Origin of the sequence: Streptomyces sp. NPDC091209, from assembly GCF_044757755.1 — a bacterium.
Lineage (GTDB): Bacteria > Actinomycetota > Actinomycetes > Streptomycetales > Streptomycetaceae > Streptomyces.
The window spans coordinates 308799-335353 of record NZ_JBIVVR010000007.1; the positions used below are offsets into that span (position 1 = coordinate 308799).

Annotated in this window: 24 protein-coding genes and 5 tRNA genes; 20 read left to right on the forward strand and 9 right to left on the reverse strand. The window is 71.8% G+C overall.

Annotated elements, in window-relative coordinates; all coding sequences use genetic code 11:
• The first annotated feature begins 5 nt into the window (after positions 1 to 5).
• From argH to ACIQRL_RS22315, 4 genes are all read left to right on the forward strand, one after another.
• Positions 6 to 1439: an argininosuccinate lyase gene (argH, locus tag ACIQRL_RS22300; protein WP_401333995.1), complete on the forward strand. Its 1434-nt coding sequence runs from the start codon at positions 6 to 8 to the stop codon at positions 1437 to 1439.
• A 112-nt stretch (positions 1440 to 1551) separates the two neighbouring features.
• Positions 1552 to 2523, forward strand: a complete 972-nt coding sequence (locus ACIQRL_RS22305) for an aldo/keto reductase (RefSeq protein WP_401333997.1) — start codon at positions 1552 to 1554, stop codon at positions 2521 to 2523.
• Positions 2524 to 2635: 112 nt separating this feature from the next.
• Positions 2636 to 3187: a TetR/AcrR family transcriptional regulator gene (locus tag ACIQRL_RS22310; protein WP_401334000.1), complete on the forward strand. Its 552-nt coding sequence runs from the start codon at positions 2636 to 2638 to the stop codon at positions 3185 to 3187.
• Positions 3184 to 4701: an MFS transporter gene (locus ACIQRL_RS22315; protein WP_401334003.1), complete on the forward strand. Its 1518-nt coding sequence runs from the start codon at positions 3184 to 3186 to the stop codon at positions 4699 to 4701. The genes ACIQRL_RS22310 and ACIQRL_RS22315 overlap by 4 nt, the downstream gene beginning before the upstream one ends.
• Positions 4702 to 5168: 467 nt before the next feature.
• Here the strand turns inward: ACIQRL_RS22315 and ACIQRL_RS22320 are convergent, their stop codons facing one another.
• Positions 5169 to 5840, reverse strand: coding sequence for a lysophospholipid acyltransferase family protein (locus ACIQRL_RS22320; RefSeq protein WP_401334005.1), 672 nt, complete (start codon positions 5838 to 5840; stop codon positions 5169 to 5171).
• 408 nt (positions 5841 to 6248) lie between these two features.
• Here ACIQRL_RS22320 and ACIQRL_RS22325 point away from each other — a divergent pair, with 408 nt between their 5' ends.
• From ACIQRL_RS22325 to ACIQRL_RS22335, 3 genes are all read left to right on the forward strand, one after another.
• Positions 6249 to 7412: a glycerophosphodiester phosphodiesterase gene (locus ACIQRL_RS22325; RefSeq protein WP_401334008.1), complete on the forward strand. Its 1164-nt coding sequence runs from the start codon at positions 6249 to 6251 to the stop codon at positions 7410 to 7412.
• Between the two features lie 145 nt (positions 7413 to 7557).
• Positions 7558 to 8052, forward strand: a complete 495-nt coding sequence (locus tag ACIQRL_RS22330; protein ID WP_401334011.1) for a sigma-70 family RNA polymerase sigma factor — start codon at positions 7558 to 7560, stop codon at positions 8050 to 8052.
• A gap of 58 nt (positions 8053 to 8110) precedes the next feature.
• Positions 8111 to 8614, forward strand: a complete 504-nt coding sequence (locus ACIQRL_RS22335) for a GNAT family N-acetyltransferase (RefSeq protein WP_401334014.1) — start codon at positions 8111 to 8113, stop codon at positions 8612 to 8614.
• A 55-nt stretch (positions 8615 to 8669) separates the two neighbouring features.
• Here the strand turns inward: ACIQRL_RS22335 and ACIQRL_RS22340 are convergent, their stop codons facing one another.
• Together ACIQRL_RS22340 and ACIQRL_RS22345 are read right to left on the reverse strand one after the other, a co-directional pair.
• A complete protein-coding gene (locus tag ACIQRL_RS22340; protein WP_401334017.1) occupies positions 8670 to 9200 on the reverse strand; it encodes a hypothetical protein in 531 nt (176 codons plus the stop codon).
• A 1-nt stretch (position 9201) separates the two neighbouring features.
• Positions 9202 to 9561, reverse strand: a complete 360-nt coding sequence (locus tag ACIQRL_RS22345; protein ID WP_401334020.1) for a hypothetical protein — start codon at positions 9559 to 9561, stop codon at positions 9202 to 9204.
• 69 nt (positions 9562 to 9630) lie between these two features.
• Between ACIQRL_RS22345 and ACIQRL_RS22350 the strand changes: the two genes are divergently transcribed.
• From ACIQRL_RS22350 to ACIQRL_RS22390, 9 genes are all read left to right on the forward strand, one after another.
• A complete protein-coding gene (locus ACIQRL_RS22350; RefSeq protein WP_401334023.1) occupies positions 9631 to 10278 on the forward strand; it encodes an HAD family hydrolase in 648 nt (215 codons plus the stop codon).
• A gap of 309 nt (positions 10279 to 10587) precedes the next feature.
• Positions 10588 to 11679: a methionine ABC transporter ATP-binding protein gene (locus ACIQRL_RS22355; RefSeq protein ID WP_401334474.1), complete on the forward strand. Its 1092-nt coding sequence runs from the start codon at positions 10588 to 10590 to the stop codon at positions 11677 to 11679.
• Complete coding sequence (locus tag ACIQRL_RS22360) at positions 11676 to 12413, forward strand: methionine ABC transporter permease (RefSeq protein ID WP_401334026.1); 738 nt, start codon at positions 11676 to 11678, stop codon at positions 12411 to 12413. The genes ACIQRL_RS22355 and ACIQRL_RS22360 overlap by 4 nt, the downstream gene beginning before the upstream one ends.
• A 101-nt stretch (positions 12414 to 12514) precedes the next feature.
• Positions 12515 to 13345, forward strand: a complete 831-nt coding sequence (locus ACIQRL_RS22365; protein WP_401334029.1) for a MetQ/NlpA family ABC transporter substrate-binding protein — start codon at positions 12515 to 12517, stop codon at positions 13343 to 13345.
• A gap of 175 nt (positions 13346 to 13520) precedes the next feature.
• Positions 13521 to 14159: a GNAT family N-acetyltransferase gene (locus tag ACIQRL_RS22370; protein WP_401334032.1), complete on the forward strand. Its 639-nt coding sequence runs from the start codon at positions 13521 to 13523 to the stop codon at positions 14157 to 14159.
• 279 nt (positions 14160 to 14438) lie between these two features.
• On the forward strand, positions 14439 to 15650 hold the full coding sequence (gene cbiE / locus ACIQRL_RS22375) for a precorrin-6y C5,15-methyltransferase (decarboxylating) subunit CbiE (RefSeq protein ID WP_401334034.1): 1212 nt from the start codon (positions 14439 to 14441) through the stop codon (positions 15648 to 15650).
• A 345-nt stretch (positions 15651 to 15995) separates the two neighbouring features.
• Positions 15996 to 19700, forward strand: a complete 3705-nt coding sequence (gene cobT / locus ACIQRL_RS22380; protein WP_401334037.1) for a nicotinate-nucleotide--dimethylbenzimidazole phosphoribosyltransferase — start codon at positions 15996 to 15998, stop codon at positions 19698 to 19700.
• Positions 19701 to 19864: 164 nt separating this feature from the next.
• Positions 19865 to 21097, forward strand: coding sequence for a uroporphyrinogen-III C-methyltransferase (gene cobA, locus ACIQRL_RS22385; protein ID WP_401334040.1), 1233 nt, complete (start codon positions 19865 to 19867; stop codon positions 21095 to 21097).
• Between the two features lie 64 nt (positions 21098 to 21161).
• Entirely contained in the window at positions 21162 to 21980 is an 819-nt protein-coding gene (locus ACIQRL_RS22390) for a TrmH family RNA methyltransferase (protein WP_401334042.1), read from the forward strand.
• 64 nt (positions 21981 to 22044) lie between these two features.
• Here ACIQRL_RS22390 and ACIQRL_RS22395 read toward each other — a convergent pair whose 3' ends face one another.
• Positions 22045 to 23310, reverse strand: a complete 1266-nt coding sequence (locus ACIQRL_RS22395; protein WP_401334477.1) for a serine/threonine-protein kinase — start codon at positions 23308 to 23310, stop codon at positions 22045 to 22047.
• A 196-nt stretch (positions 23311 to 23506) separates the two neighbouring features.
• On the opposite strand from ACIQRL_RS22395, the gene ACIQRL_RS22400 reads away from it, so the two are divergent.
• The 4 genes from ACIQRL_RS22400 (at position 23507) to ACIQRL_RS22415 (ending at position 25896) form a co-directional block, all read left to right on the forward strand.
• Positions 23507 to 23740 carry a hypothetical protein gene (locus tag ACIQRL_RS22400; RefSeq protein ID WP_261702819.1) on the forward strand — a complete coding sequence of 78 codons (234 nt, stop codon included), beginning with the start codon at positions 23507 to 23509 and terminating at the stop codon, positions 23738 to 23740.
• Positions 23741 to 23981: 241 nt separating this feature from the next.
• A complete protein-coding gene (locus tag ACIQRL_RS22405; RefSeq protein WP_401334045.1) occupies positions 23982 to 24188 on the forward strand; it encodes a hypothetical protein in 207 nt (68 codons plus the stop codon).
• Positions 24189 to 24553: 365 nt separating this feature from the next.
• A complete protein-coding gene (locus ACIQRL_RS22410) occupies positions 24554 to 25513 on the forward strand; it encodes a phosphotransferase (RefSeq protein ID WP_401334048.1) in 960 nt (319 codons plus the stop codon).
• Positions 25514 to 25587: 74 nt separating this feature from the next.
• The gene (locus ACIQRL_RS22415) at positions 25588 to 25896 is read left to right on the forward strand and encodes a zf-TFIIB domain-containing protein (RefSeq protein WP_401334051.1); all 309 of its coding nucleotides are present in this window, start codon (positions 25588 to 25590) and stop codon (positions 25894 to 25896) included.
• Between the two features lie 166 nt (positions 25897 to 26062).
• Here the strand turns inward: ACIQRL_RS22415 and ACIQRL_RS22420 are convergent.
• The 5 genes from ACIQRL_RS22420 to ACIQRL_RS22440 form a co-directional block, all read right to left on the reverse strand.
• Positions 26063 to 26137 (reverse strand) — tRNA-Val (locus ACIQRL_RS22420).
• 40 nt (positions 26138 to 26177) lie between these two features.
• A tRNA-Val gene (locus tag ACIQRL_RS22425) sits at positions 26178 to 26249 on the reverse strand.
• 34 nt (positions 26250 to 26283) lie between these two features.
• Positions 26284 to 26355: transfer RNA gene (locus ACIQRL_RS22430), tRNA-Val, on the reverse strand.
• Between the two features lies 1 nt (position 26356).
• Positions 26357 to 26430, reverse strand: a tRNA-Cys gene (locus ACIQRL_RS22435).
• A 38-nt stretch (positions 26431 to 26468) separates the two neighbouring features.
• Positions 26469 to 26541 (reverse strand) — tRNA-Gly (locus ACIQRL_RS22440).
• Positions 26542 to 26555 lie beyond the last annotated feature (14 nt).

Below are 26555 nucleotides of genomic sequence, written 5' to 3' on the forward strand. Positions count from 1 at the left end.
CGCAAGTGAGCAGCAACAGCGGTGACGTCCGGCTCTGGGGCGGACGTTTCGCCGACGGTCCCGCCGAGGCCCTGGCCAAGCTGTCCGCGTCGGTCCACTTCGACTGGCGCCTCGCGCCGTACGACATCGCCGGTTCGCGTGCCCACGCGCGTGTGCTGCACGGTGCGGGCCTGCTCACCGAGGACGAGCTCACCCGGATGATCGAGGGCCTCGACCTGCTGGAGTCGGCTGTGGCCGACGGCTCCTTCGTGGGCACGATCGCCGACGAGGACGTCCATACCGCCCTGGAGCGCGGCCTGTTGGAGCGTCTCGGCCCCGACCTCGGCGGCAAGCTGCGCGCCGGCCGCTCCCGCAACGACCAGGTGGCCACCCTCTTCCGCATGTACCTGCGCGACCACGCCCGGATCATCGGCGGTCTGATCGCCGATCTCCAGGAGGCACTGATCGGTCTGGCGGAGGCGCACCCGGACGTGGCGATGCCCGGCCGCACGCACCTCCAGCACGCCCAGCCCGTGCTGTTCGCGCACCACGTCCTGGCCCATGTCCAGTCCCTGTCCCGGGACGCGGAACGGCTGCGCCAGTGGGACGAGCGGACGGCCGTCTCGCCGTACGGCTCCGGCGCCCTGGCCGGTTCCTCCCTCGGTCTGGACCCCGAGGCGGTGGCCAGGGACCTCGGCTTCGAGCACGGCAGTGTCGCCAACTCGATCGACGGCACGGCCTCCCGCGACTTCGTGGCGGAGTTCGCCTTCATCACCGCGATGATCGGCGTGAACCTCTCCCGCATCGCCGAGGAGGTCATCATCTGGAACACGAAGGAGTTCTCCTTCGTCACCCTCCACGACGCGTTCTCCACGGGCTCGTCGATCATGCCGCAGAAGAAGAACCCGGACATCGCCGAGCTCGCGCGCGGCAAGTCGGGCCGGCTGATCGGCAATCTGACCGGGCTGATGGCCACGCTCAAGGCGCTGCCCCTCGCGTACAACCGCGATCTCCAGGAGGACAAGGAGCCGGTCTTCGACTCCTGCGACCAGCTGGAGGTCCTTCTCCCCGCCTTCACCGGCATGATGGCGACGCTGACCGTCCACCGTGAGCGCATGGAGGAGCTGGCCCCGGCCGGTTTCTCGCTCGCCACCGACATCGCCGAGTGGCTGGTCAAGCAGGGTGTGCCGTTCCGTGTCGCGCACGAGGTCGCCGGCGAGTGCGTGAAGGTCGCCGAGGCCGACGGCAAGGAACTGGACGGGCTGACCGACGAGCAGTTCGCCAAGATCTCCGCGCATCTGACGCCCGAGGTCCGGTCGGTCCTCAACGTCCCCGGCGCGCTGGCCTCCCGTGACGGCCGCGGCGGTACGGCGCCCAGCGCGGTCGCCGTCCAGCTCGCCGAGATCAGGACGGACGTCGCCGCCCAGCAGGCGTGGGCCGTGGCGAAGCACAAGAAGTAGCCCGTCCGGCGGAGCGGACACGGTCCGCGCACGGGGCGGGTGCCGTACGACGGAGGGTGTCGCGGGTTACGTTGGCCGGGAGCCGTAAAGGAGCCGACCGAACGGAGCCGCGATGCCCTTCGCACGTCTCGCCTCAGCCACGACTCCCACCGCCCACCTCGGCCTGGGGCTCGCCGCCGTCGGCCGCCCCGGCTACATCAACCTCGGCCGCGAGGAGGACCTGCCGGCCGAGCGCAGTGTGGACGCCCTGCGCGAGCGCACCCACGAACTCCTCGAAGCCGCCTACGCCCAAGGCGTGCGCTATTTCGACGTGGCCCGCTCCTACGGCCGTTCCGAGGAGTTCCTCGCCGACTGGCTGAGCGGCCGCCCCGACATCGACGACATCGTCGTCGGCAGCAAATGGGGCTACCGGTACACGGCGGACTGGCGCACCGACGCCGAAGCGCACGAGGTCAAGGACCACGGCCTCGCCATGTACGAGCGGCAGCGCGCCGAGACCGCGGAACTGCTCGGCGACCGGCTCGACCTCTACCAGATCCACTCGGTGACCCCCGACAGCCCGGCCCTCACCGACAAGGAACTGCACGCGGCCCTCGCCCAGGCGGCCGCCGGGGGTCTGTCGATCGGCTTCTCCACCAGCGGGCCCGCGCAGCCGGAGGCGATCCGCGCCGCGCTCGCCGTCACGGTCGACGGCGCCCCGCTCTTCCGTACGGTCCAGTCCACGTACAACCTCCTGGAGACCTCGGCCGGCCCTGCGCTCGCCGAGGCCCACGACGCCGGACTCACGGTGATCGTCAAGGAGGGCATGGCCAATGGCCGGCTCGCCGCGCCCCATGCGCCGGACGCTGTGCGCGCCGTCGCCGCTGAGACCTCCCTCGGCTGCGACGCGGTCTCCCTCGCGCTGATCCTGCGGCAGCCCTGGGCGGGTGTCGTGCTGTCGGGGGCGGCCACCGTCAACCAGCTCGCCTCGAACCTGCACGCGGCGGTCGTCGACCTCGACGACGACCAGCTCTCCCGGCTCGCCGCCCTGGTGGAGGAACCGCGGGCGTACTGGGAACGACGCGGGCGGCTGCCCTGGCACTGAGCGTGCCAGGGGGTACGCAAGAAGGGCTTCGAGAAACCTCTGAACACGGAGAGTGTGAGACACGCACGCCCTGAATGAGACAAGCATGTCTCATCTGCGGTATCATTGTCTCATGGCTGTCGACCGTGACCACGTGCTGCGCAGCGCAGCCGCCCTGCTCACCCGGAAATCCACCGCGACCATGGACGAGGTCGCCAAGGCCGCCGGGATCAGCCGGGCCACGCTGCACCGTCAGTTCGCCGGCCGCGACGCGCTCGTCCGCGCGCTGGAGGCGCTCGGCATCGAGGAGTGCGAGGCCGCCCTGGACGCGGCCCGGCTCGACGACGGCACCGCCCAGGAAGCCGTACGCCGCCTGGTGAAGGAGCTGGAGAAGGTGGCCGGACTGCTCGCCTTCCTCTACACGGAGAACCAGCTCTTCGAGGGCGACGGGCAGCACGAGGGCTGGGCCCGGCTCGACGCCCGGATGGCCGCGCTGTTCCGGCGCGGCCAGGCGGGCGGCGAGTTCCGCATCGACCTCACCCCGGCCTGGCTCACCGAGGCGCTCTACGGGCTGATGGCCTCGGCGGCCTGGGCCGTTGCCGAGGGCCGGGTCGCCGCCAAGGACTTCCACCACATGATCGTCGAGCTGCTGCTCGGCGGCGCGCTCCGGAGAGAGGAACCATGACCAGCACCCTGCGGCCGGCAATCGTGACGGAGATGCACAAGCGCCCGGGCCGTTGGCTCGCGCTCTGCGTCCTCGTCCTCGCCGTGCTGCTGGTGGCCGTCGACGCGACCGTCCTCGGCCTCGCGACCCCGTACATCAGTGAGGACCTGAAGCCCTCCGGCACCCAGCTCCTGTGGATCGGTGACGTCTACTCCTTCGTCATCGCCGGTCTGCTCGTCTCCATGGGCAGCCTCGGCGACCGCATCGGCCGCAAGAAGCTGCTGCTCGTCGGCGCGACCGCGTTCGGTCTCATATCCGTGCTCAACGCCTATGCCACGACGCCCGAGTTGATGATCCTGGCGCGGGCGCTGCTCGGTGTCGCGGGCGCGACCCTGATGCCCGCCACCCTCGCCCTGATCCGCAACATCTTCCACGACCCGCGCGAGCGCAGCCTCGCCATCGGCATCTGGGGTGCGACGGCCTCCGCGGGCACGGCGGTCGGTCCCGTCGTCGGCGGCTTCCTCCTCGAACACTTCTGGTGGGGCTCGGTCTTCCTCATCAACCTTCCGGTGATGGTGGTGCTCGTCCTGGTCGGCCGGAAGCTGCTCCCCGAGTCGAAGAGCCCGAACCCCGGACCCTGGGACCTGATCAGCGTCACGCTCTCGCTCGTCGGTGTGATCGGCGTGGTGTACGCGGTGAAGGAGCTCGCCGCGCACGGACCGAGCGGCGAGGCGTTCGCCGCGGGCCTGCTGGGCGCCGGAGCGCTGTTCTGGTTCGTGCGCCGCCAACTGACGCTTCCGATGCCGCTGTTGGACGTCCGACTGTTCCGCAACCGGGGATTCTCCGGTGCCGTGCTCGCCGACCTGTTCACCGTGCTCGGCATGTCCGGACTCGTGTTCTTCCTCTCCCAGTACCTGCAACTCGTGCAGGGGCGGGGCCCGTTCGAGGCGGGACTCGCCGAAGTCCCCGCCGCGGTGGGCGCGGTGGCGGCGGGTCTGATCGCGGGGCGGGTCGCGCGACGGTTCTCCGTACGGACCGTCGTCTCCGCCGGACTCGCCGCGGTGGGCCTCGCGCTCGGCGCGCTCACCGTGCTCGACCGGTCCACCGGCTATCCGCTGCTCGGCGCGGCCCTGCTGGTCGTCGGCATCGGCGCGGGCTTCTCGTTCACCGTCACCGCCGACGTCATCCTCTCCGCCGTGCCCAAGGACCAGGCGGGCGCCGCCTCCGCCGTCTCCGAGACGGCGTACGAACTCGGCGCGGCGCTCGGCATCGCTCTGCTCGGCTCCGTCGTGACCGGCGTCTACGCGGGCTTCACCGGCCCCGCGGGCACCCCGGCCGAGGCGCACGATTCGCTGGGCGGCGCGATGGAGGCCGCCGGGAGTCTGCCCGAGCACACCGCCGAGACCATGCTCACCGCGGCCAGGGAGTCCTTCGTGGACGGTCTGGCGCTCGCGTCCGGCGCGGGCGCGGCGGTCCTGCTCGCCACCGCGGTGGCGGCGTGGTTCCTGCTGCGCGGCCAGAAACTGGAGACGTAGGAACGCCGTTCGGTCCACCTGGGTCGGTCCACCTGGGTCGGTCCACTTGGGCCGGTCCACCTGGGTCGGCCGACCGGGGGTCGGATCGCCCTGGGTCGGATCGGCCCAGGGCGGCCGGTCGTGGTCGGTCGGCCGGGCCCCGCAAGCCGTGGTCGGTCGGCCGGGGTCCGCAAGCCGTGGTCGGTCGGCCATGTCCCGCAAGCCGGGTCGGACCGCTCTGTGTCGGCCGGTCGGGGTCGGGGCGCCGAAGCACGGAGCGCCGAAGCACGGGGCGCCGAAGCACGATGCGCCGAAGTACGGGGCGCCCGCTACCCCCGGGCGCGACCCGATTCGGGGGATTCGCGCGAACCTGCCGGAACCACGTACAACGGGTGGCCCCGACCGGTAACTGCCGGTCGGGGCCACCCGTGTGCGATCTGACGGGGCGGCCGGGCGAAGCGCCGGGCACCCTTCGCGCGGCGGAAGCGCTAGGCGGCCTTCGCCTTGGTGGCGTACATGTCCACGTACTCCTGGCCGGAGAGCCGCATGACCTCGGTCATCACGGAGTCGGTCACGGCGCGCAGCACGTACCGGTCGCGGTCCATGCCCTCGTAGCGCGAGAACTCCATGGCGGGACCGAAGCGGACCGTGACCTTGCCCGGCCGCGGGATGCCCGCGCCGCCCGGCTGGAGCTTGTCCGTGCCGATCATCGCGAACGGGACCACCGGGGAGCCGGTCATCATGGTGAGCCGGGCGATGCCGGTGCGGCCGCGGTACAGACGGCCGTCGGGGGAGCGGGTGCCCTCGGGGTAGATCCCGAAGACCTTGCCCTCCTCCAGGACACGGCGGCCGGTCATCAGAGCGGCGACGCCGCCGTTGGCGCCGTCCCGGTCCACCGGGATCATGCCGACGCCGGTGAAGAACCAGGCCATCAGGCGGCCCTTGAGGCCCTTGCCCGTGACGTACTCGTCCTTGCCGATGAAGAGCACCTGCCGGTCGCAGACCAGCGGGAGGATCATCGAGTCGATGAACGTGAGGTGGTTGCCGGCCAGGATCACCGGACCGTCGCCCGGGATGTGCTCCACGCCTTCCACCTGTGGGCGGAACATCAGGCGCATGATCGGTCCGAGCACTGCCTTGATGAGCGCGAAGCGGGACAACGGGCCCTCCGGTGTCAAGGGATCGGTATGGAGTATGTGCAGGTGAGGACGATACTCGCGGTTCGCGGATGATTGCACATCGGGTTCATCGACTGGATACGCACTGTTGACCTACGTTTACCTGCGGTTGCGTGCCTGTGAGGGGCGCACGCCGGGGCCGCGCGATGTGACGGACGTCGCGTGCCGTACCGGCGAACGGGTGATCCCGTCATGAATCGCCGCCCTTTCGCCGCAGTCTCACGCCTACCCCCGACCGCCCGGCCGATGCCGACGGACCGTCAGGTTCCGCATCCCGTACGACATCCCGGGGCACCCACTGTTCCACCGCGGGCCTCCCTGCCGTCACCCGAGGGCACCTACGATCGTCCCGCTTCGACAGGCAGGGCACCTACGGCGGGAGGAGCGCTCATGGGGGCGCAGGAGTCGAACGGTCAGGAGCGGGGCACGGCGCGGCGGACGCTGCTCGGAGCCGCGGTACTCGGGGCGGGCGGAGCGGTGCTCGGCCTTCCTGGAGGGGCGAGCGCGGACGAACGGCACGGGGGCGGCGGCTACCGGAACCTGCCCAGACCGACCGTCATCGGCCACCGCGGAGCCGCCGGCTACCGGCCGGAGCACACCTTCGGCTCGTACCAGCTCGCCCTCGACCTGGGCGCCGACGTCGTCGAGGCCGGCGACCTGGTGCCCACCAGGGACGGCCACCTCGTATGCCGTCACGAACCGGAAATCGGCGGGACCACGGACGTCTCGGCGCACCCCGAGTTCGCCGGCCGCAGGACCACCAAGACACTCGACGGGGTCCCCACCACCGGCTGGTTCACCGAGGACTTCACGCTCGCCGAACTGAAGACCCTGCGCGCCGTCGAGCGCATCCCGGCCAACCGCCCGCACAACACCCTCTACGACGGCCGCTGGGAGATCCCCACCTTCGAAGAGGTGCTCCGCTGGCAGGACGAGCAGACCCGCAAGCGCGGCAAGCAGGTCTGGATCTACCCCGAGACCAAGCACCCCACCTACTTCCGGGCGCTCGGCCTCGGTCTGGAGGAGCGGGTCGCCAAGCTGCTGCGCAAGTACGGCAAGGACAAGAAGGACTCGCCGGTCATCCTCCAGTCCTTCGAGCCGAGCAGCATCCAGCGGCTGGACAAGCTCGTCGGCAACCCGCTCGTGGTCCTGCTGTCCGCCGCGAACACCCGCCCCTGGGACTTCGTCGCCGCGGGTGACCCCCGCACGGTCGCCGACCTCGTCACCCCCGAGGGCCTGAAGTGGATCGCCTCGTACGCGCAGGGCATCGGCCCCACGCTCGACCTGGTCATCCCGAAGGACGCGGACGGCAACCTCACCAGCGCGACCACGCTCGTCGCCGACGCGCACCGCGCGGGCCTGATCCTGCACCCGTACACCATGCGCAACGAGAACCCCTTCCTGCCCACGAGTTTCCGCAAGGGCACCGCCGTGGACGCCTACGGGGATCCCTTCGGCGCCTTCAAGGTGTACTTCGAGACGGGCATCGACGGCGTCTTCTCCGACAACGCGGACACCGCGGTGCTGGCCCGCGCGGACTTCCTCAAGGGATGACCGCGCCGGACCGGGCCGTCGACGCACGCGTCCGAGGAGCGAGACAGGTGTCCGTATCCGTCAACGCGTGACCCGGTCACCCCGGATGGGATGACAACCGGCCGCCCCGGCAACCTCGTGCCGGGGCGGCCGCGTCGTGCCGCACATGACCCACGAGCTGGTTTCCACACTGCGGCCGCTGCTCGCCGCCGAGGCGTCGGCGGAGGCCCACGCCTCCGGCGCCGAGCGGAACGACCTGGAACAGGCCGTCTGGCTGCGCCTGCTGGAGCGCCTGGACACGGCGGGACCGCCCGCCGACCCGCAGGGCTGGCTGCGCCGGGCCGTGCGCTCCGAGGCCCGCCGCAGCCGCCGCAGGTCCCGCGTCGAGCGGCCGTACGCCACCGAGCCCGCGGACGAGCGCACCCCCGGCCCCGAACAGCAGGCGATGACCGCCGCCCGCCGTCGCGAACTGCACCACGCCCTGCGCCGGCTGCCCGGCCGCTGCCCGGATCTGCTGGCCGCCCTGTTCTCCCCGGAGGACCTCACCTACCGGGAGATCGCAGGTGAGTTGGGTATGTCACAGGGCAGTCTTGGTCCGGAACGTTCCAGATGTCTTGGATGTCTGCGGCGATTGCTGACGACGGAGGTTGCGGCCCGCTGACGACGGGGATAGGAGTGGGGGACGACCGGTGGAACAGGTGAGCGGGAGGCATGCACACATGGGCATGAGCGTGACCATCTCGGCGGCGACCGAGCAGGATGCGGAACAGATCCTGAAGCTGCAGTACCTCTGCTATCAGAGCGAGGCCGAGCTGTACGGCGACTACGGCATCGAGCCGCTCACGCAGCCGCTCGACTCGCTGAGGGCGGAACTGGCGGGCGGCACCGTCCTGGTGGCCCGGCTCGGCGACGAGGTGGTGGCCTCGGTTCGCGGCGCCGTCGACGCCGACGGCACGGCCCACATCGGCAAACTCATCGTGCATCCGCGCATGCAGCGGCACGGCCTCGGCGGACGTCTGCTCGACGCGATCGAGACCCGCCTCGGCGCGGAGGGGACCGCCAAGTCCTTCGAGCTGTTCACCGGCCACCGCAGCGAGCGCAACCTGCGCCTGTACCGCAAGCACGGCTACGCGCCCGTCTCGCAGGAGCGGGTGGGCGAGCGCATGACGCGGGTGACGCTGGCCAAGGGCGCCGACACCGGCGCGTACGCCACCAGCGCCTGAGCCGCGCGCACCAGCGCCTGAACGCGGCCTGCTTCAGCCGCGGTCCGAACGCGGCCTACTTCGGCTGCGGTCGCGAGTCGGCGGTCGTACGGGCCTTGCGCAGCCAGTACATCGCCGACAGCGGCAGCAGGACCGGGATGAAGAGATAGCCCATGCCGTAGTCCGACCACACCGTGGCGTCGGGGAAGGCGGACGGCTCGACCAGCGTCCAGGTCCCGACGGTCAGGACACCCACGAGCTCGGCGGCGCAGCACACCAGCGCCGCCCTGCGCGCCGTCTCACCGCCGCGCACGAGCGAGTACGTGATGAATCCGTAGACGAGACCGGCGACCGCGGACAGCGAGTAGGCCAGCGGTGCCTTGTCGAACTGCGTGGAGATCTGCACGGCCGACCGTGAGACGGCGCCGACCACCATCACCCCGTACAGCCACAGCAGCAGGATGCCGGGGCCGCTGATGAGCCGGGTGCGCTTCTTGTCCGCGGACCCCGCCGACGGCTTCGCGTCCCGCTCGCCCCGCTCGTCGCGTTCGTCCTGTTCGTCCTGCTCGTTCCGAGGCACGGTCGTGTTCTCCTCCGTGGCCGTCATCTCAGCCTCCCCAGATGTCGTAGAGCCGTACTTCGAGCACGGCGAGGACGACGCCGCCGGCCGCCACCGTGACCGAACCCCAGCGGGTGCGCTCCGCCAGCGACATGAACCCCGCGGCGGGAATGCACGCGAAGGCGCCGAGCAGATACGCCACGAAGATCGTCGTGCCCTGCTCCGCCTTCTCGCCGCGCGCGAGCTGGACGACGCCGATCACCAGCTGGACCAGGGCGAGCAGCGACACCACGGCCATGCCGATGAAGTGCCAGTCCTTGGTGGGCTGATCGCGGTGGGCGGCCCAGCCGCACCAGGCGGCGAGCGCGAGCGCGGCGACGGCCGTCGCGACCGTCAGGGCAACAAACATGCCGTGACCCTATTACGGGCCAAAAGGCCTGATGCGCTCGCCCCCGGGCTGCCCCGTAGGGTCGACGCCATGAAGATCCACGCTGAAGCCCTCCTGTTCGACAACGACGGAACCCTCGTCTCGTCCCTCGAGTCGGTGAACCGCTGCTGGGCCCAGTGGGCCGAGGAGTACGGGATCACCGCCGAGGACTTCGCCAGGATCGCCCTGCACGGCCGCCCCGCCGTCGAGATAGCCGCCGACCTGCTGCCCGCCGATGTCGTCCCCGAGGCGCTCGCCCGCATCGAGCAGCTCGAGGTCGACGACGTGCCTGGCGGGGTCGTGCCGCTGCCCGGCACCCTCGCGCTGCTCGCCGCGCTGCCCGCCGAACGCTGGGCCGTCGTCACCTCCGCCACCCGCCGGCTCGCCGACGCCCGGCTCGACGAGGTCGGGATCCGTCCCAAGACGCTGATCGCCGCCGACGACATCACCCGGGGCAAGCCCGACCCCGAGCCCTATCTGCTCGCCGCCCGCGAACTGGGCGTCGATCCGGCCCGCTGCGTCGTCTTCGAGGACGCCCCGGCCGGGCTCCGGGCGGGCCGCGCCGCCGGCATGACCACCGTGGCGTTGGCCACAACGCACCAGGCCCACGAGCTGGACGCCGACCTCGTCGTCGAGGACCTGTCGGCCCTGTCCGTACTGGTGACGGACGCCGGAGTGGAGATCTCCGCCCGAGGCTGAGAGAGGTCCATGGCTGTCCGCTATTCGGACAGCGATGGCGGCCCCCGGCCTCCGGTCTGCTTTACTTCATTCCATGACCACGACGAGCTGCCGCATCCTTGCGACCGAGGCGACCACGACGCCCGGTGCTCGTTGTATGTGTCGAATGTGCGCCTGCTAGAGGGCCCCCGCACCACCGCTTGATCCCGCGCCCCGAAGCGGGATCGCCGCGCCCTGTGTCCGTACCGCGTACGTGACCGGGCTGCCCCGCGCACACGTTCTCCTTCCGGTTCCATCGCCATCGCGAGAACCGTGCCGCGTTCCGACCGAATGCACCCGTGCCCGGCGCACACCCACGCCCCGCACTCGACAGTGACGGAATTCCCAGTGATCACGACAACGGGCCTCACCAAGGTCTACCGCTCGCGCGGCCGTGAAGTGACCGCCCTCGACGGCGTCGATCTGCATGTCCGCGAAGGCGAGGTGTACGGCGTCATCGGCCAGTCCGGCGCCGGCAAGTCCTCGCTCATCCGCTGCGTCAACCTCCTGGAGCGTCCGACCTCCGGCACGGTCACCGTGGCCGGGCAGGACCTCACCGCTCTCGCCGGGCGCGGCCCGCGGGCCGGCCGGGAGCTCCGTCAGGCGCGCAGCCGGATCGGCATGGTCTTCCAGCACTTCAACCTGCTGTCCTCGCGGACCGTCCAGGACAACGTCGAGCTGCCGCTCGAAATCCTCGGCCTCTCGGGGAAGCAGCGGTCCTCGAAGGCACTCGAACTCCTCGACCTGGTCGGTCTCTCCGACAAGACCAGGGCGTACCCCGCGCAGCTCTCCGGCGGTCAGAAGCAGCGCGTCGGCATCGCCCGCGCGCTGGCCGGCGACCCGAAGGTGCTGCTCTCCGACGAGGCGACCAGCGCCCTCGACCCCGAGACCACCCGATCCATCCTCCAGCTGCTGCGCGACCTGAACCGCCGGCTGGGCCTGACCGTCCTGCTCATCACCCACGAGATGGACGTCGTCAAGACGGTCTGCGACTCGGCCGCGCTGATGGAGAACGGCCGCATCGTCGAGTCCGGCACCGTCAGCGAACTCCTCGCGACGCCCGGCTCCGAGCTGGCCTCCGCGCTCTTCCCGGTCAGCGGCGAGGCCTCGGGCGACGACCGCACCGTCATCGACGTCACCTTCCACGGGGAGTCGGCCACCCAGCCCGTCATCTCGCAGCTCTCGCGCACCTACAACATCGACATCTCGATCCTCGGTGCCGCGATGGACACCGTCGCGGGCAAGCAGGTCGGCCGGATGCGCATCGAACTGCCCGGCCGCTACGAGGAGAACGTCGTGCCGATCGGCTTCCTGCGCGAGCAGGGCCTGCAGATCGACATTCAGGGCCAGGAGCCCGTTCTGGTGAAGGAAGGTGCCCTGTGACCTGGTCGGAGATGCAGCCGCTGCTGTCCCAGGCGTGTTGGGACACGCTCTACATGGTCGGCTGGTCCACGCTGATCGCCGTGCTCGGCGGCCTTCCCCTGGGCATCCTGCTGGTTCTCACGGACCGCGGCGGCCTGCTGCAGAACGTGGTCGTGAACAAGGTCATCGGGCAGGTCGTGAACGTCGCCCGCTCGCTGCCGTTCATCATCCTGATGGTCGCGCTGATGAGCTTCACGCGCACGATCACCGGAACGACGATCGGACGCGAGGCGGCCATCGTCCCGCTCGCGGTCGGTGCCATCCCGTTCTTCGCGCGTCTGGTCGAGACGGCTGTCCGCGAAGTGGACGGCGGGCTCGTCGAGGCCGTTCAGGCGATGGGCGGCAACACCTGGACCGTCGTCCGCAGGGTCCTCGTACCGGAGTCGCTTCCCTCGCTGATCTCCTCCGCGACCACCACGGTCGTCGCCCTCATCGGCTACTCGGCGATGGCCGGCACCGTCGGCGCGGGCGGCCTCGGCGACATCGCGATCCGCTACGGCTACCAGCGCTTCGAGTCCGGACTCATGTGGATCACGGTCGGCATCCTCGCCGTCGTCATCTCGGCCATCCAGTTCGCCGGCGACTACGCGGCCCGCACCCTGCACCGGCGCGGCGGCCAGTCCGGCGCCGCTCCGAAGCTGCGGCTGCTGAAGGCCGCGAAGCCCGCGGCGGCCGACGTCGGCAAGGTCGCCTGAAACGCCTCGGGCCCCGCGTCCGGCCCCCGGTTCTCCCACCCGCAGATTTCCCCGTTCACCCAAGACGGGGCAGCTTCACCCCATAAGGAAAGGCACTTTTCGTGCGTAACACCGCCAAGATCACCACCGCCGTCCTCGCCGCCGGAGCCCTCACCCTCGGGCTCAGCGCCTGCGGCTCCGGCAAGGACTCCGCCTCCGACACCAGCGGCCCGCTGGTCGTCGCGGCCAGCCCGGTCCCGCACGCCGAGATCCTCGAGTTCATCAAGGACCACCTGGCGAAGAAGGCGGGCCTGGACCTGGAGGTCAAGGAGTTCACCGACTACGTGACGCCGAACACGGCGACCGAGGACGGGTCCGTGGGCGCCAACTACTTCCAGAACCAGCCGTACCTCGACGACTTCAACAAGAAGAACGGCACCCACATCGTGCCCGTCGTCACGGTGCACCTGGAGCCGCTCGGCCTCTACTCCCACAAGGTGAAGAGCGTCGACGCCCTGAAGAGCGGCGCGACGGTCGCCGTCCCGAACGACACGGTCAACGAGGCCCGCGCGCTCAAGCTGCTCGCGGCCAACGGGATCATCACGCTCAAGGACGGGGCGGGCAACAGCGCGACGCCCAAGGACATAGCGAAGAACCCGAAGAACCTCAAGTTCAAGGAGCTGGAGGCGGCCCAGACCCCGCGCTCCCTGGACGACGTCGACGCCGCGGTGATCAACGGCAACTACGCCATCGAGGACCACCTCAAGCCCGCCAAGGACGCCCTCGTCCTGGAGTCGGCGACGAACAACCCGTACGGCAACTTCCTCGCCGTCAAGAAGGGCAACGAGAGCGACCCGCGCGTGAAGAAGCTCGCGAAGCTCCTCACCTCGCCCGAGGTCAAGAAGTTCATCGAGGACAAGTACGCGGGCTCCGTCATCCCGTCGTTCAAGTAGCCGGGGAACCGGGCCACTTACGGCCCGCGGCCTCCCTCGTCACCACACGGGGTCCACTCCATTACCCGGAGTGGACCCCGTTGTGCCGTTCAGTGGTTTCATGCTGCATGCTGGGCAGTTCAGCGGACCAGACGGTATATCAGGTCCGGAGTCCCCGACGGTTACGGAGCGTCGCATGACGAGCACCTTCCCCGACATCTCCATCAGCACGGAGCGGTTGGTCCTGCGTGCGCTCGACGAGGACGACGTCTCCCCGCTGGCCGAGATGATGAACGACGAGATGGTGGCGGCCTGGACGTCGATCCCCCAGCCGTTTTCGGAGGGCGGTGCCCGCGACTGGATCACCGACTACGCGCCCACGGAACGCACGGAGGGGCGTGGACTCGACCTCGCCGTCACCGAGTTCCTCACCCAGCGCCTGGTCGGCATCATCCAACTCGGCAAGACGAACTGGCGCGTTCGCTCCACCGAGCTCTCCTACATCATCGCCCCCTGGGCGCGCGGCGAGGGCTACGCGTCCGAAGCCGCGCTCGCCACCGCCCGTTGGCTCTTCCGCGACCAGAAGTTCGAGCGCATCGAACTGCGCACGGCCGCCGGCAACACCGCCTCGCAGCAGGTCGCCCAGAAGATCGGCTGCATCAGCGAGGGCGTGCTGCGCAATGCCTGTATAGCGCGCACCCGGACCGAGGACGGCGCCTGGGTCGACCTGCGCACCGACTTCATCGTGTGGAGTCTGGTACCGGAGGACCTCGACGGCATGGGCGGGCGCCTCGCCGACACCGGCGGTTTCACGTCGTTCAGCGACTGGAACTGAGCGGGCCGGGCAGCCGTACGGCATTCCACGCGCCGTGCTCCCCCTCCGTACGGGAACGCTCGTGGTGAGTCATGTACGGGCGCGTCGAGTCATAGGGGTGTACCGGACTCGGTTCACCGGACCCCGGCGCCCCGGACCGGACGTGTGATCCGCGCGCGGCGGGAGCTGTCCCGCGCCACGCCGACCGGCACCGCGCCGCAGGGCCGCACCAGGTACCCTCACCAAGCCCGCCCGGGCTGCACCTGACGACCTGCGAAGACCTTCTGGAGACTGACGACGATGGCCGACCGGGTCACGGTGATCGGCTGGGACGGCTCGCCGCCGACCGTCGCGGCGCGCTCCGCTCTCGGTGCCGCCACGCTGGTGGCCGGCGCGGCCCACCATCTCGCGCTCCCCGAAGTGCCCGAGGGCGCCGAACGCATCCGGCTCGGCAGTGTCGCCCTCGCCGCCCGCCGGATCGCGAGCCACCGGGGCACCGCCGTCGTCCTCGCCGACGGGGACCCGGGATTCTTCGGCGTCGTACGGACCCTGCGCGCGCCCGAGTTCGGCCTGGAGGTCGAAGTCGTGCCCGCCGTGTCCGCGGTGGCCGCCGCCTTCGCCCGTGCCGGAATGCCCTGGGACGACGCACAAGTGGTCGTCGCACACAGTCGCACCCTGCGACGCGCGGTGAATGTATGTCGAGCCCACACCAAAGTCGCGGTCCTCACCTCACCCGGCGCCGGACCCGCCGAACTCGGTCTGCTGCTCGAAGGAGTGCACCGGACCTTCGTCATCTGTGAGGAACTGGGCACCACCCGGGAACAGGTCACGATCCTGACCTCCGACAAGGCGGCCGACCACACCTGGCGCGACCCCAACGTCGTGATCGTCATCGGCGGCTTCGTCGCCGCCGTCGAGGGCGGCGGCTGGATCGCCGGCCGGGAGCCCGCCGGCGGGCCGCGCGGCTGGGCGCTGCCCGCCGGGGCGTACGGCGGCGCGCTCGGCGAAGGCGAGACGGATCTGCTGCGGGCCGCCCAACTCGCCCGGCTGGGACCGCGCGTCGGCGACCTCGTCTGGGACATCGGCGCCGGCAGCGGCGCCTTCGCCATCGAGGCCGCCCGCACCGGAGCGGCCGTCATCGCGGTCGACCGCAGTCCGGGCTCCTGCGCCCGCACCGAGCACTCGGCCCGCCGGTACGGCGTCCAGATGCAGATCGTGCACGGCAGCGCCCCGCACATCCTGGAAGACCTGCCCGAACCCGATGTCGTCCGCGTCGGCGGCGGGGGAGCGGCGGTCGTCTCCGCCGTCGCCGACCGCCGGCCGCAGCGGATCGTCGCGCACGCCGCCACCCGGGACGCCGCCGAACTCATCGGCCGCGATCTGAGCGAGCACGGCTATGACGTCGAGTGCGCTCTCATTCAGTCCGTCGAACTCGATACGAGGGCCTGGACGGAGAAGGAGCGGAGCGTCGCGTTCCTGCTCAGCGGCCGTCTGCCGGATCGCGCCCCGTGATCCTGTTGTCGTACTGCGCGCGGTAGGCTGGCCGATCGTTGTACCGCTCCCGGGGGGTCGGCCTTTCGTAGGCCAATGTCCGGAAAACCCGCCCGTTTTGAGGCGTGTGTGGTACGGCAGAACCGGAGGACGCGCAACGTGGCGCAGTCCACAGCGGGCACTCGCGGATCACGCTGTCGCGAGGGCGGGATGACCGGGACAATGCCAGTTAATGGCTTTGTCGTCTTTGTTGGCCGGTCGTTCGTGCCGCTGGGCACGCACGCTCGTTCTTCACTGTGGGGCGGTCGGTGCGCCGTTCCGGGCGAGCTGGACTTGGAAGCACTAACCGATGGGCGAGGGGTACGCATGACCGACACCGGCCAGGTCCCGGGCGAGGGATTGCCGGAGAGCGCAGGCATGGTGGAGCAGCCGGGCGTCACCTCGCCGGGCGCGTACACCTTCCTCGACCCCTCCGAGAACCCCGTCGAGGACGACGACCTGCTTCTGATGCCGGGCGCGCCCGGTGCGCAGGGCGCCTGGGGCAACGAGGTGCCGCCGCCGGCCCCGATGCCCTTCACCGACGAGCCCGGTCCGCACGAGACGGACGGACGGGACAGCGGTGCGATCGACCTCGGCGCCGTCCGCGCGCCGAGCTCGGCGCCCGTCCCGCAGCCTGTGCCGCCGCGCCGTCCGCTGCACCTCGGCCCGCCCACGCCGGACGGTTCCTCCAGCCCGGTGCGCTCGCTGGCCGACCGTGGACCCGCGGGCTCCCGCACCGGCTCCATGGCCAGCCCGGTCACCCCGCTGCGGCACGCGGGCCCGCCGACCGTCGGTCCCGAGTACCTGGACGTGCCCCAGTTGGGCGAGGCGCTCCCGCAGGGCGCGGTGGCGTGGGGGACTCCGCCGGTGGGCGGCCCGGCCACGGCGGCGGAAACGGCCGTCCCGGAGACGGGACCGCTGCCCGGGTCCGGGCTGAGCGTGGCGGCCGGACCGGTCGCCGAGGCGCCGCAGGCCGCCGAGGCCGAGCAGGCGCCCGGCTTCGCGGCGGCGCCCGTTCCGCACGACCCGGCCACGGCACCCGACGCCGCCCAGGCGCCGATGCCGGGGGCCGACGGGATGTCGCTCGACCTCGAGGACCAGGCGGACGGACAGGCTCCCGGGCCCGTGCCCGCCACGGACGGCACGCCCGCCCCGCACGTTCTCGACGCTCCGGAGTTCCCGGACGCCCCGATGACCCTCGGTACGCCGGACACCGCCGACACCGACGTCGCCGCCGGGCAGGCCCCCGGCGACGTCGAGGCGTTCGCGCACGAGGCCGCACCGGTGCCGGTCCCCGAGGACGCCGGCGATGTCGTGCCCGGGCAGCACCGCGCCCCCGCCGAGGAGGACCTCGCCGCCGCTCAGCTCCCGGCGCAGCCCCTCGGCCAGGACATGTACGACGACCCGGCCGAGCCCGGAGCCCACGGGGCCGGGTTCACGGACGCCCCCGTCCACCTGCCGGAACCGGCGGTCCGATTCGCGGACGAGGCTTCGCTGCCGGGGACCGAGCAGTCCGTCGGTGCCGGGGCCCCGCACGTCTTCGAGGTCCCGGAGTCCGCGCTGTCGGCGCTCTCCGCGCGCTCGGCGGAGGCCTCGCCGGGCGGACACGGCATCGGCCTCGACGAGTTCCAGGCCGAGCCGTCCACGGACCGGCCCGCGTTCGCCGAGAACGGCGCCGCGCTCTCCGAGGACGCGGCCCTGCCCCACGACGGCGTCGCCTTCTCCGGACCCGGCACGACGGAGGCCCCGCACGCCGTACCGGTGGGCGTGGCCGCGCACGCCGACGCCTCCCACCCCGCCGCGGGACACTCCCACGGCGACCAGCACCCCCCGGTCCACGGCGACCCGTACTACGCGAGCGCCCTGGACACGGCGGGCGCCCCCGGCTTCCCCGGCGCGCCCCTGGTGCCCCAGGCCGACCAGAGCCTCGGCCGGTTCGTGCCCGTGGACGGCCAGGTGCCGACGACTCCGCACCTGGCCCCGACCCCGCCGCACGCCCTGACCGTGCCGCCGCTGCCCGTCGAGGAGGAGCAGCCGGCCCAGGAACCCGCGCAGGCCGTGGTCGTCATGGCGCCCGACCCGGTCGAGGAGACCTCCGGGGCGGCGGCCGAGCCGGTCGCCCAGGCGCCCGTGCCCGCCCCCCGGGAAGCGGAGGCCGTGCCCGAGCCCGCCCCCGTACCGGAACCGCTCACCGCGGAGCCGGAACCCGTAGTCGCACAGCAAGCGGAGGACCTGCACACCCAGGTCGCCGACCAGGAAGAGAGCACGGCCGTGGTGGAAGACGTACGAGAGTCCACCGGTCCGGCGGCCCCCGGCTACGACGACGCCGAGCGCGAGGCCGTCCTGCGTGTGATCCGCGAGCGCCGTGACATCCGCAACGGCTTCCGCAGCGACCCGATCCCGCACGACGTGCTCCTGCGCGTCCTGGAGGCCGCGCACACCGCTCCTTCCGTGGGCCACTCCCAGCCCTGGGACTTCGTCGTCATCCGCTCCGCCGAGACCCGGCGCAGCATGCACGAGCTCGCCCAGCGCCAGCGCGAGGCCTACGCCCAGTCGCTTCCCAAGGGCCGGGCCAAGCAGTTCAAGGAAATGAAGATCGAGGCCATCCTCGACACCCCGGTGAACGTCGTCGTCACCGCTGACCCGACCCGCGGCGGACGCCACACCCTCGGCCGGCACACCCAGCCGCAGATGGCCCCGTACTCCGCCGCGCTCGCCGTGGAGAACTTCTGGCTCGCCGCCCGCGCCGAGGGGCTCGGCGTCGGCTGGGTCAGCTTCTTCGACGAGCGGGAGATGGTCCGCGCCCTGGGCCTGCCCGACCACCTGGAGGTCGTCGCCTACCTGTGCGTCGGGTACGTCGACGAGTTCCCGGAGGAGCCCGAGCTGATGCAGGCCGGCTGGTCCAAGCGCCGCCCCCTGTCCTGGGTCGTCCACGAGGAGACGTACGGCCGCCGTGCCCTGCCCGGCGAGGAGCCGCACGACCTGCTCGCCGAGACGGTCTCCAACATCCGCCCCCTGGACGCCAAGGCGCTCGGTGAGGCGTGGGAGCGCCAGAAGCGGATGACCAAGCCCGCGGGCGCCCTCGGCATGCTGGAGATCATCTCCGCGCAGCTCTCGGGCCTGTCCCGGATGTGCCCGCCGCCGATCCCGGAGCCCGCCGCCGTCGCGATCTTCGCGGGCGACCACGGCGTCCACGCGCAGGGCGTCACCCCCTGGCCGCAGGAGGTCACCGGGCAGATGGTGGCCAACTTCCTGGGCGGCGGCGCGGTCTGCAACGCGTTCGCCAACCAGGTGGGCGCCGAGGTCTGCGTCGTCGACGTGGGCGTCGCCTCCGACCTGCCGGCCACGCCGGGTCTGCTGCCGCGCAAGGTCCGCGCGGGCACCGCCGACATGACGACGGGCCCCGCCATGACCCGCGAAGAGGCCATCGCGGCGCTGGAGGTGGGCATCGAGACGGCCCGCGACCTGGTGGCCGCGGGCAACAAGGCGCTGCTGACCGGTGAGATGGGCATCGCCAACACGACCGCGTCGGCGGCCCTGATCTCCGTCTTCACCGGCGCCGACCCCGCCGAGGTGACGGGCCGCGGTACGGGCATCAACGACGAGACCCTGGCCCGCAAGACCGAGGTCGTCCGCCGTGCCATCGACTTCCACCAGCCGGACCCGGCCGACCCGATCGGCGTCCTCGCGGCGATCGGCGGCCTCGAACACGCCGCCATGGTCGGACTCCTCCTCGGCGGCGCGTCCCTGCGTACGCCCGTGATCCTGGACGGCGTCAGCGCCGGCGCCGCCGCACTGGTGGCCCGCGCCATCGCGCCCGAGGTCCTGGCCGCCTGCATCGCGGGTCACCGCAGCGCGGAGCCCGGTCATGTGGCCGCCCTGAACAAGCTGGGCCTGCGCCCCCTGATCGACCTCGACCTGCGCCTCGGCGAGGGCACCGGCGCCCTGCTCGCCCTGCCCATCGTCCAGAGCGCGGCGCGTGCGATGCACGAGGTCGCGACGTTCGACTCGGCCGGGGTGACCGAGAAGTAGTCCGACGGCACCGGTGGGGTGGGCAGGCGTTCCGAGCTGCCCACCCGGCCCCGCCGTAGTCTGGACCCCCGGGCCGGACCCCTACTGAACACCCCACGTCAGGGCCGCTCCAGAGCCGCAGCGCGCCCACCGCACCGCCTGCCCGTACGAGGAGCCGCACCTCCATGGCCGAACACCCCGCCTACCCCGTGGGCCTCCGCCTCGCCGGCCGTCGCGTCGTCGTCCTCGGCGGTGGCCAGGTGGCCCAGCGCCGGCTCCCCGCGCTCATCGCGGCGGGCGCGGACGTCCACCTCGTGTCACCCGAGGCGACCCCGTCCGTCGAGGCGATGGCGGACGCGGGCGAGATCACCTGGACGAGGCGCCCGTACGAGGAGGGCGATCTCGCCGACGCCTGGTACGCGCTGATCGCCACCAGCGACCCGACGGCCAGTGCCGACGCCTCGGCCGAGGCGGAGCGCAACCGCGTCTGGTGCGTCCGCTCGGACGACGCCGACGCGGCGACCGCGTGGACCCCGGCCACCGGCCACAGCGAGGGCGTGACCGTCGCCGTCCTCACCACGAACGCCAAGGGCCGCGACCCCCGCCACACCGCCGCCATCCGCGACGCCGTGGTCGAGGGCCTGCGCGACGGCACCCTCGTCGCCCCGCACCACCGCACCCGTACCCCCGGCGTCGCCCTGGTCGGCGGAGGTCCCGGTGACCCCGACCTGATCACGGTGCGCGGCCGTCGGCTGCTCGCCGAGGCCGACGTGGTCATCGCCGACCGCCTCGGCCCCCGCGACCTGCTCGCCGAACTGCCGCCGCACGTCGAGGTGATCGACGCGGCGAAGATCCCGTACGGCCGGTTCATGGCCCAGGAGGCCATCAACAACGCCCTCATCGAGCACGCGAAGCAGGGCAAGTCCGTCGTCCGGCTGAAGGGCGGCGACCCGTTCGTCTTCGGCCGGGGCATGGAGGAGGCCCAGGCGCTCGCCGAGGCGGGCATCGCCTGCACGATCGTCCCCGGCATCTCCAGCTCGATCTCGGTGCCGGGCGCGGCGGGCATCCCGGTCACCCACCGGGGTGTCGCCCACGAGTTCACCGTGGTCAGCGGTCATGTCGCCCCCGACGACGAGCGCTCCCTCGTCGACTGGCCGGCCCTCGCCAAGCTGCGCGGCACCCTCGTCGTCCTCATGGGCGTCGACAAGATCGGCAGGATCGCCGACACCCTCGTGGCCCACGGCAAGCCGGCCGACACCCCCGTCGCCCTCGTCCAGGAGGGCACGACCGCGGCACAGCGCCGGGTCGACGCCACCCTGGCCACCGTCGCCGAGACCGTTCGTACCGAGGACGTGCGGCCGCCCGCGGTCATCGTCATCGGCGAGGTCGTGAACGTCGGCCCCGGACTTCCCGAGTAACCCCGGGTAACCCAACCCGTTCCCAGCCGTTGGCACCGCACCCAGGACAAGGCAGTATCACCCTGTGGCCGATCTCATCACCGTCGAGAACCCCGACGACCCGCGTCTGCGCGACTACACGGGCCTGACCGACGTGGAACTGCGCCGCAAGCGCGAACCCGCCGAGGGCCTGTTCATCGCCGAGGGCGAGAAGGTCATCAGACGGGCCAAGGACGCCGGCTACGAGATGCGCTCGATGCTGCTGTCCGCCAAGTGGGTCGACGTCATGCGCGACGTCATCGACGAGCTCCCGGCACCCGTCTACGCGGTCAGCCCGGAGCTCGCCGAGCAGGTCACCGGCTATCACGTGCACCGGGGAGCGCTCGCCTCGATGCAGCGCAAGCCGCTGCCGACCGCCGACGAACTGCTCCGGTCCACGCGCCGGGTCGTCGTCATGGAGTCGGTCAACGACCACACCAACATCGGCGCCATCTTCCGCTCCGCCGCCGCCCTCGGCATGGACGCGGTACTGCTCTCCCCGGACTGCGCCGACCCCCTCTACCGCCGCTCGGTGAAGGTCTCGATGGGCGCGGTCTTCTCGGTCCCCTACGCCCGTCTCGACACCTGGCCCAAGGGCCTGGAATCGGTGCGCGACGCCGGGTTCAACCTGCTCGCCCTCACCCCGGACGAGAAGGCCAGGTCCCTCGACGAGGCCGCCCCGCACAAGATGGACCGGGTCGCGCTGATGCTCGGCGCGGAGGGCGACGGTCTGTCCACCCGGGCCCTGATGGCGGCCGACGAATGGGTCCGCATCCCGATGGCCCACGGCGTCGACTCCCTGAACGTCGGCGCGGCGGCCGCGGTCGCCTTCTACGCGGTGGCGACGGGCCGCCCCGAGAGCTGAGGGTCACCCGCGGCACGGCCCGGTCTCCGGTCCGACACCGCTTCTCCAGTGCCCTTACGGACCGTCACGTCCCCAGGCGCCCCTGAGCTCTCTGTTCCTGGTGCGTGCCGCCGCGCGGGCCGTCATCGAGCCCGCGGGACGGACCCTGGCACCCCTGGGCCGCGGCGATACCGAGCGCGACCAGCAGCGTCACCACCACGAACACGAACAGCCGCTGGCGCAGCAGTCGCGGATTGGCGGGCCGCCTGCCGGTTCCGGTGGTGCGCGGACCCGGCCGTCCGGCGCCGCTGCGGGGCGCGGGCCGGTTCCCGGTGCGGCCGGTGTTGCGGACGGGTGCCGGCCGCGATCCCGACCGCGATCCGCCGTTCGTCCCGCCGGTGCGCGGCGGGGGAGTGGTCCCCGGACGCCGCTGGGTGCGCTGCTCGGCGTACTGCTCGGCCAGGCGGCCCGTCGGACGGTCCGGATCCGTGCGCGGCGCGGGCGGCCGCGCGTCCGCCATGCCCTGGGCCTCGCGGGCCGCGATCTCCTTGAGCCGCAAGGACAGTTGGAGGGTGCTGGGCCGTTCCTCGGGGTCCTTCGCCAGACAGGCCCGGACGAGCGGCGCGAGCGCGTCCGGAACCCCGTGCAGATGCGGCTCCTCGTGCACCACCCGGTAGAGCATCACTTCGGAACTGCCCTGTCCGAAGGGCGAGTCCTGGGTCGCCGCGTACGCGAGCGTGGCCCCGAGCGCGAACACGTCCGTGGCCGGGGTGACGGCGGCACCGCGCACCTGCTCCGGCGCCAGGAAGCCGGGGGAACCGACCGCGGTGCCGACGTGCGTGAGCGTGCTCGCCCCGGTCGCCCACGCGATGCCGAAGTCGATGATCCGCGGCCCCTTGGGGGACAGCAGGATGTTGGACGGCTTGAGGTCCCGGTGGACCACCCCGGCCTCGTGCACCGCGACCAGACCCTCGGAGAGCGCGGCACCGACGGCGGCCACGTCGGCGGCCGACAGCGGCCCCTCCTCGGCGACCTTGTCGTGCAGCGAGGGGCCGGGCACGTACTGCGTGGCGAACCACGGCCGGTCCGCCTCCAGGTCCGCGGCGACGAGCCGGGCCGTGCAGCCGCCCCTGATCCGCCGTGCCGCCGAGACCTCCCGCGCGAACCGTGAGCGGAACTCCTGATCCTCCGCCAGATCCGGCCGGATCACCTTCAGTGCGACCCGCTGGCCACGCCGGTCGGAGCCCAGGTAGACCACACCCATACCGCCCGCGCCGAGCCGTCGGTGAAGCCTGAACGAGCCGACGACACGCGGGTCCTCGCGCCTCAGGCGCATCATCGCCATGTCCATCCCCGCTGCCCGGTCCGTTTGACGAGCCACAGCTTACGTTTCCGCGGCCGGGTGCGCGCAGAGGCCGCGCCCTCTCGCCCCGATCGATTGTCAGTGCCGGGTGGGAAACTTGAGAGGTGGTCAGGGAGCTTGCGAACAGGGCCTCTTTGGACCGCCTGTGATCTCAACCATCCATCACAGAAGGGGGATTGAGCCCGTGAAGGGTGACCGCGTGGAGATAGTCGTGGACGCGGGGGACACGACGCGTACGTACGAGGTGGTGGCGAGCAGGGCGGGTCGCCGGGTGGAGACGGCGGTACGCCGAGGTGTCGTGGAAGTGAGCGAAGTCACTCGAAACGGAACAGTGGTACGGACCGCCCGCTTCATGGCGACTCGGGTGCTGGCGCTCGTCGAGCAGCCCGTTCCCCGGGAGGACAGCTCAGAACAGTAGGGGCACAACGGGCACCCCCTCCGGGAAGACCCTGAGACCTGGGTCCGCGTCTCCACCCACGGTAGTACTCCGCAGGTCATCGCTCATCCTCCGGGAGGCCCGGCAATCGGTACGAGGGCATGACGACCCGACGTCGCCGTACGCCTAGATTTGAGGTCAAGCGGCGGGTGCAGCACTCGTCCCCCGAGGTCAGACACCCGCCGCTGCCAGGCACAACAGAATCTCGGTCAGGAGAGGGACCATGGCCCAGACGGCACCGCGGACAGAGCTCCGCACGCAGGGACGCAGGGCGTACACCGCCGCGTTCGGCACGCGCCAGGGCCAGCGCCACCCCTTGGTGGCGACGGCGATGGTCCTTCCCCTGGCGGCCCTGCTCGTAGTCGTCTTCGGCGGCTGGGACGCGGTGGTCACACAGGCGTCGTCCGTGGGCGTGATGCTGGGGCGCTGAGCGGCGCCCCAGGCCCGGAAGAGCGGTCCGGGCGGGGACATCCGGCCATGAAACCCCGTGGGGACGGGGGTGCGGCGGACGGCACAAGATGCCCGCGCAGCTGGGGAGCTGCGCGGGCATCTTTTTTGCCTGCTGCCGGTCTCTCGCTGTCTGCGTCCCGATGCCCGCTCCAGGCCCCAGGACGAGGGTCTCCGGGGTGCGGGTCTCCAGGGGGTGCGGGGGCGTCGCGGGGCCCGGGGTCCAGAGCCCCAGGTTGTGCCGCGGAGCCGGGACACAGGGGTGTCGAGGTGCCGGGGTTCCGCACCAGGCTGCGTACCCTCACGGCAGATGTCGTACAGGTTCGTCGTACAGCCCCAGGGGGATCCGTGACCGCTGACAGCCTGGTGCCCGCGCTCACCGCCGCGGTGCGCCACGCCGCTCACCCGGCGAGGAGGGTGCCCGGCCCCCGCGGCACCTGCCCCTGCGGTGCCGAGGACGCGCTCCTCGCGGACCGGGACGACGGCGCCGTGGTCCGCCACGCCGACCTCGTCGCCAAGGCCCACGCCCCGGACACGGACCCCGCCGCGCTCGCCCTCCGGCTCTCCGCGGCCGCGAACCTCCCCGGTGTCCTGCTGCCGCCGCTGAACCCCACCCCCGCCGACCTCCTCGGCCGCCGGGTGACCCTCTGGCCGTACGGCGGTCCCGTCGACCCCGACACCCCCGACGCGGCTCCCTGGGAGGCGGCCGGGACCCTGCTGGCCCGACTGCACCGGGCTCCCGCCCCGGACGGGCTGCCGCCCATGCGGGGGCCCGTCAAGGCGGCCCGCGCGACGGCCCGGCTGCGCGCCGCCGGCCCGCACCCGGGCGCCGGCCCGGTCCTGCGCGCCTGGGCGACCCTGCCCGGCTGGGCGCGCGGAGAGGCCCCGATGCCGCACACCACGACCCTGTGCCACGGCGACCTGCACCTCGGCCAGCTCGTACGCCACCCAGCGCCGGACGGTCCCTGGCTCCTCATCGACGTCGACGACCTGGGCGTCGGCGTCCCGGCCTGGGACCTGGCCCGTCCGGCGGCCTGGTACGCCTGCGGGCTGCTGCCGACCGACGAGTGGCTCCGCTTCCTGACCGCCTACCGGAGCGCGGGCGGCCCGGCCGTTCCCGCCGACGGCGATCCGTGGGCCGCCCTGGACGTCGCGGCCCGCGCCCTCACCGTGCAGACCGCGGCCCTGGCCGTCGCCAAGTCCGTCGCCGCGGAGCGGCCGTTGGACGAGGTGCAGCAGGCCGTGGTCGACGCCTGTGACCGAATGAGCGCGGTCCCGCCCGAGTTGACCCGAGGTTTCGCGACGTAGGGTGCAACCGACCGAAGCCGGGCAGTGTCTGTCCTGGCGGAAGCAGTACCGACCGGCGAGGAGTTGAGCCGAGCATGCAGTGTCCGAAATGCCATGCGCCGATGCACACGTACAACCGCAATGGCGTCCAGATCGAGCAGTGCAGCGGCTGCCGCGGGATATTTCTCGACTACGGCGAGCTGGAGGCACTGACCCGGGTGGAGTCGCAGTGGTCCCAGCCCGCGCCGCCGCCCCCGAGCGTCCCGCAGGGCTACCCGTCCGCCCCGGCGCCCGCCTGGGGCGCCCCGCAGCACGGCGGCCACGGCGGTCACGGTGGTCACTACGGCGGCCACGACAGCCATCACCGGCACAAGAGCTTCGGCCACATGCTCTTCTCGTCCTGAACGAACGAAGGGGGCTCCTCCCGGGCGGAGGGGCCCCCTTCTGCGTGTCCGGACCGTCGTTGTCCGGACAGTCGTCGGGGGACCCGCGTGTCCCGTCAGCGGACACGGCCGGCGCGCCCGGGACACGACGAAGCCCCCGGCCGTACGAGACGGCCGGGGGCTTTGCTGGTGCGCGATACTGGGATTGAACCAGTGACCTCTTCCGTGTCAGGGAAGCGCTCTCCCGCTGAGCTAATCGCGCGGGTCACGCGGCCGGAGCCACGCTTGCTGCTGGTACTGCGTGCGCGATACTGGGATTGAACCAGTGACCTCTTCCGTGTCAGGGAAGCGCTCTCCCGCTGAGCTAATCGCGCGGGGATCCTCGCGGATCAAGTCCTTGCGGACCAGTGGACGATACTGGGATTGAACCAGTGACCTCTTCCGTGTCAGGGAAGCGCTCTCCCGCTGAGCTAATCGTCCTTGGAGGTGGAGACGGGATTTGAACCCGTGTAGACGGCTTTGCAGGCCGTTGCCTCGCCTCTCGGCCACTCCACCAGGAGTGCGGGTTCGGGAAAGATCCCCCACTTCCTGCGAGCGGACGACCAGGTTCGAACTGGCGACCTCAACCTTGGCAAGGTTGCGCTCTACCAACTGAGCTACGTCCGCTTGTCGTTTCCGTG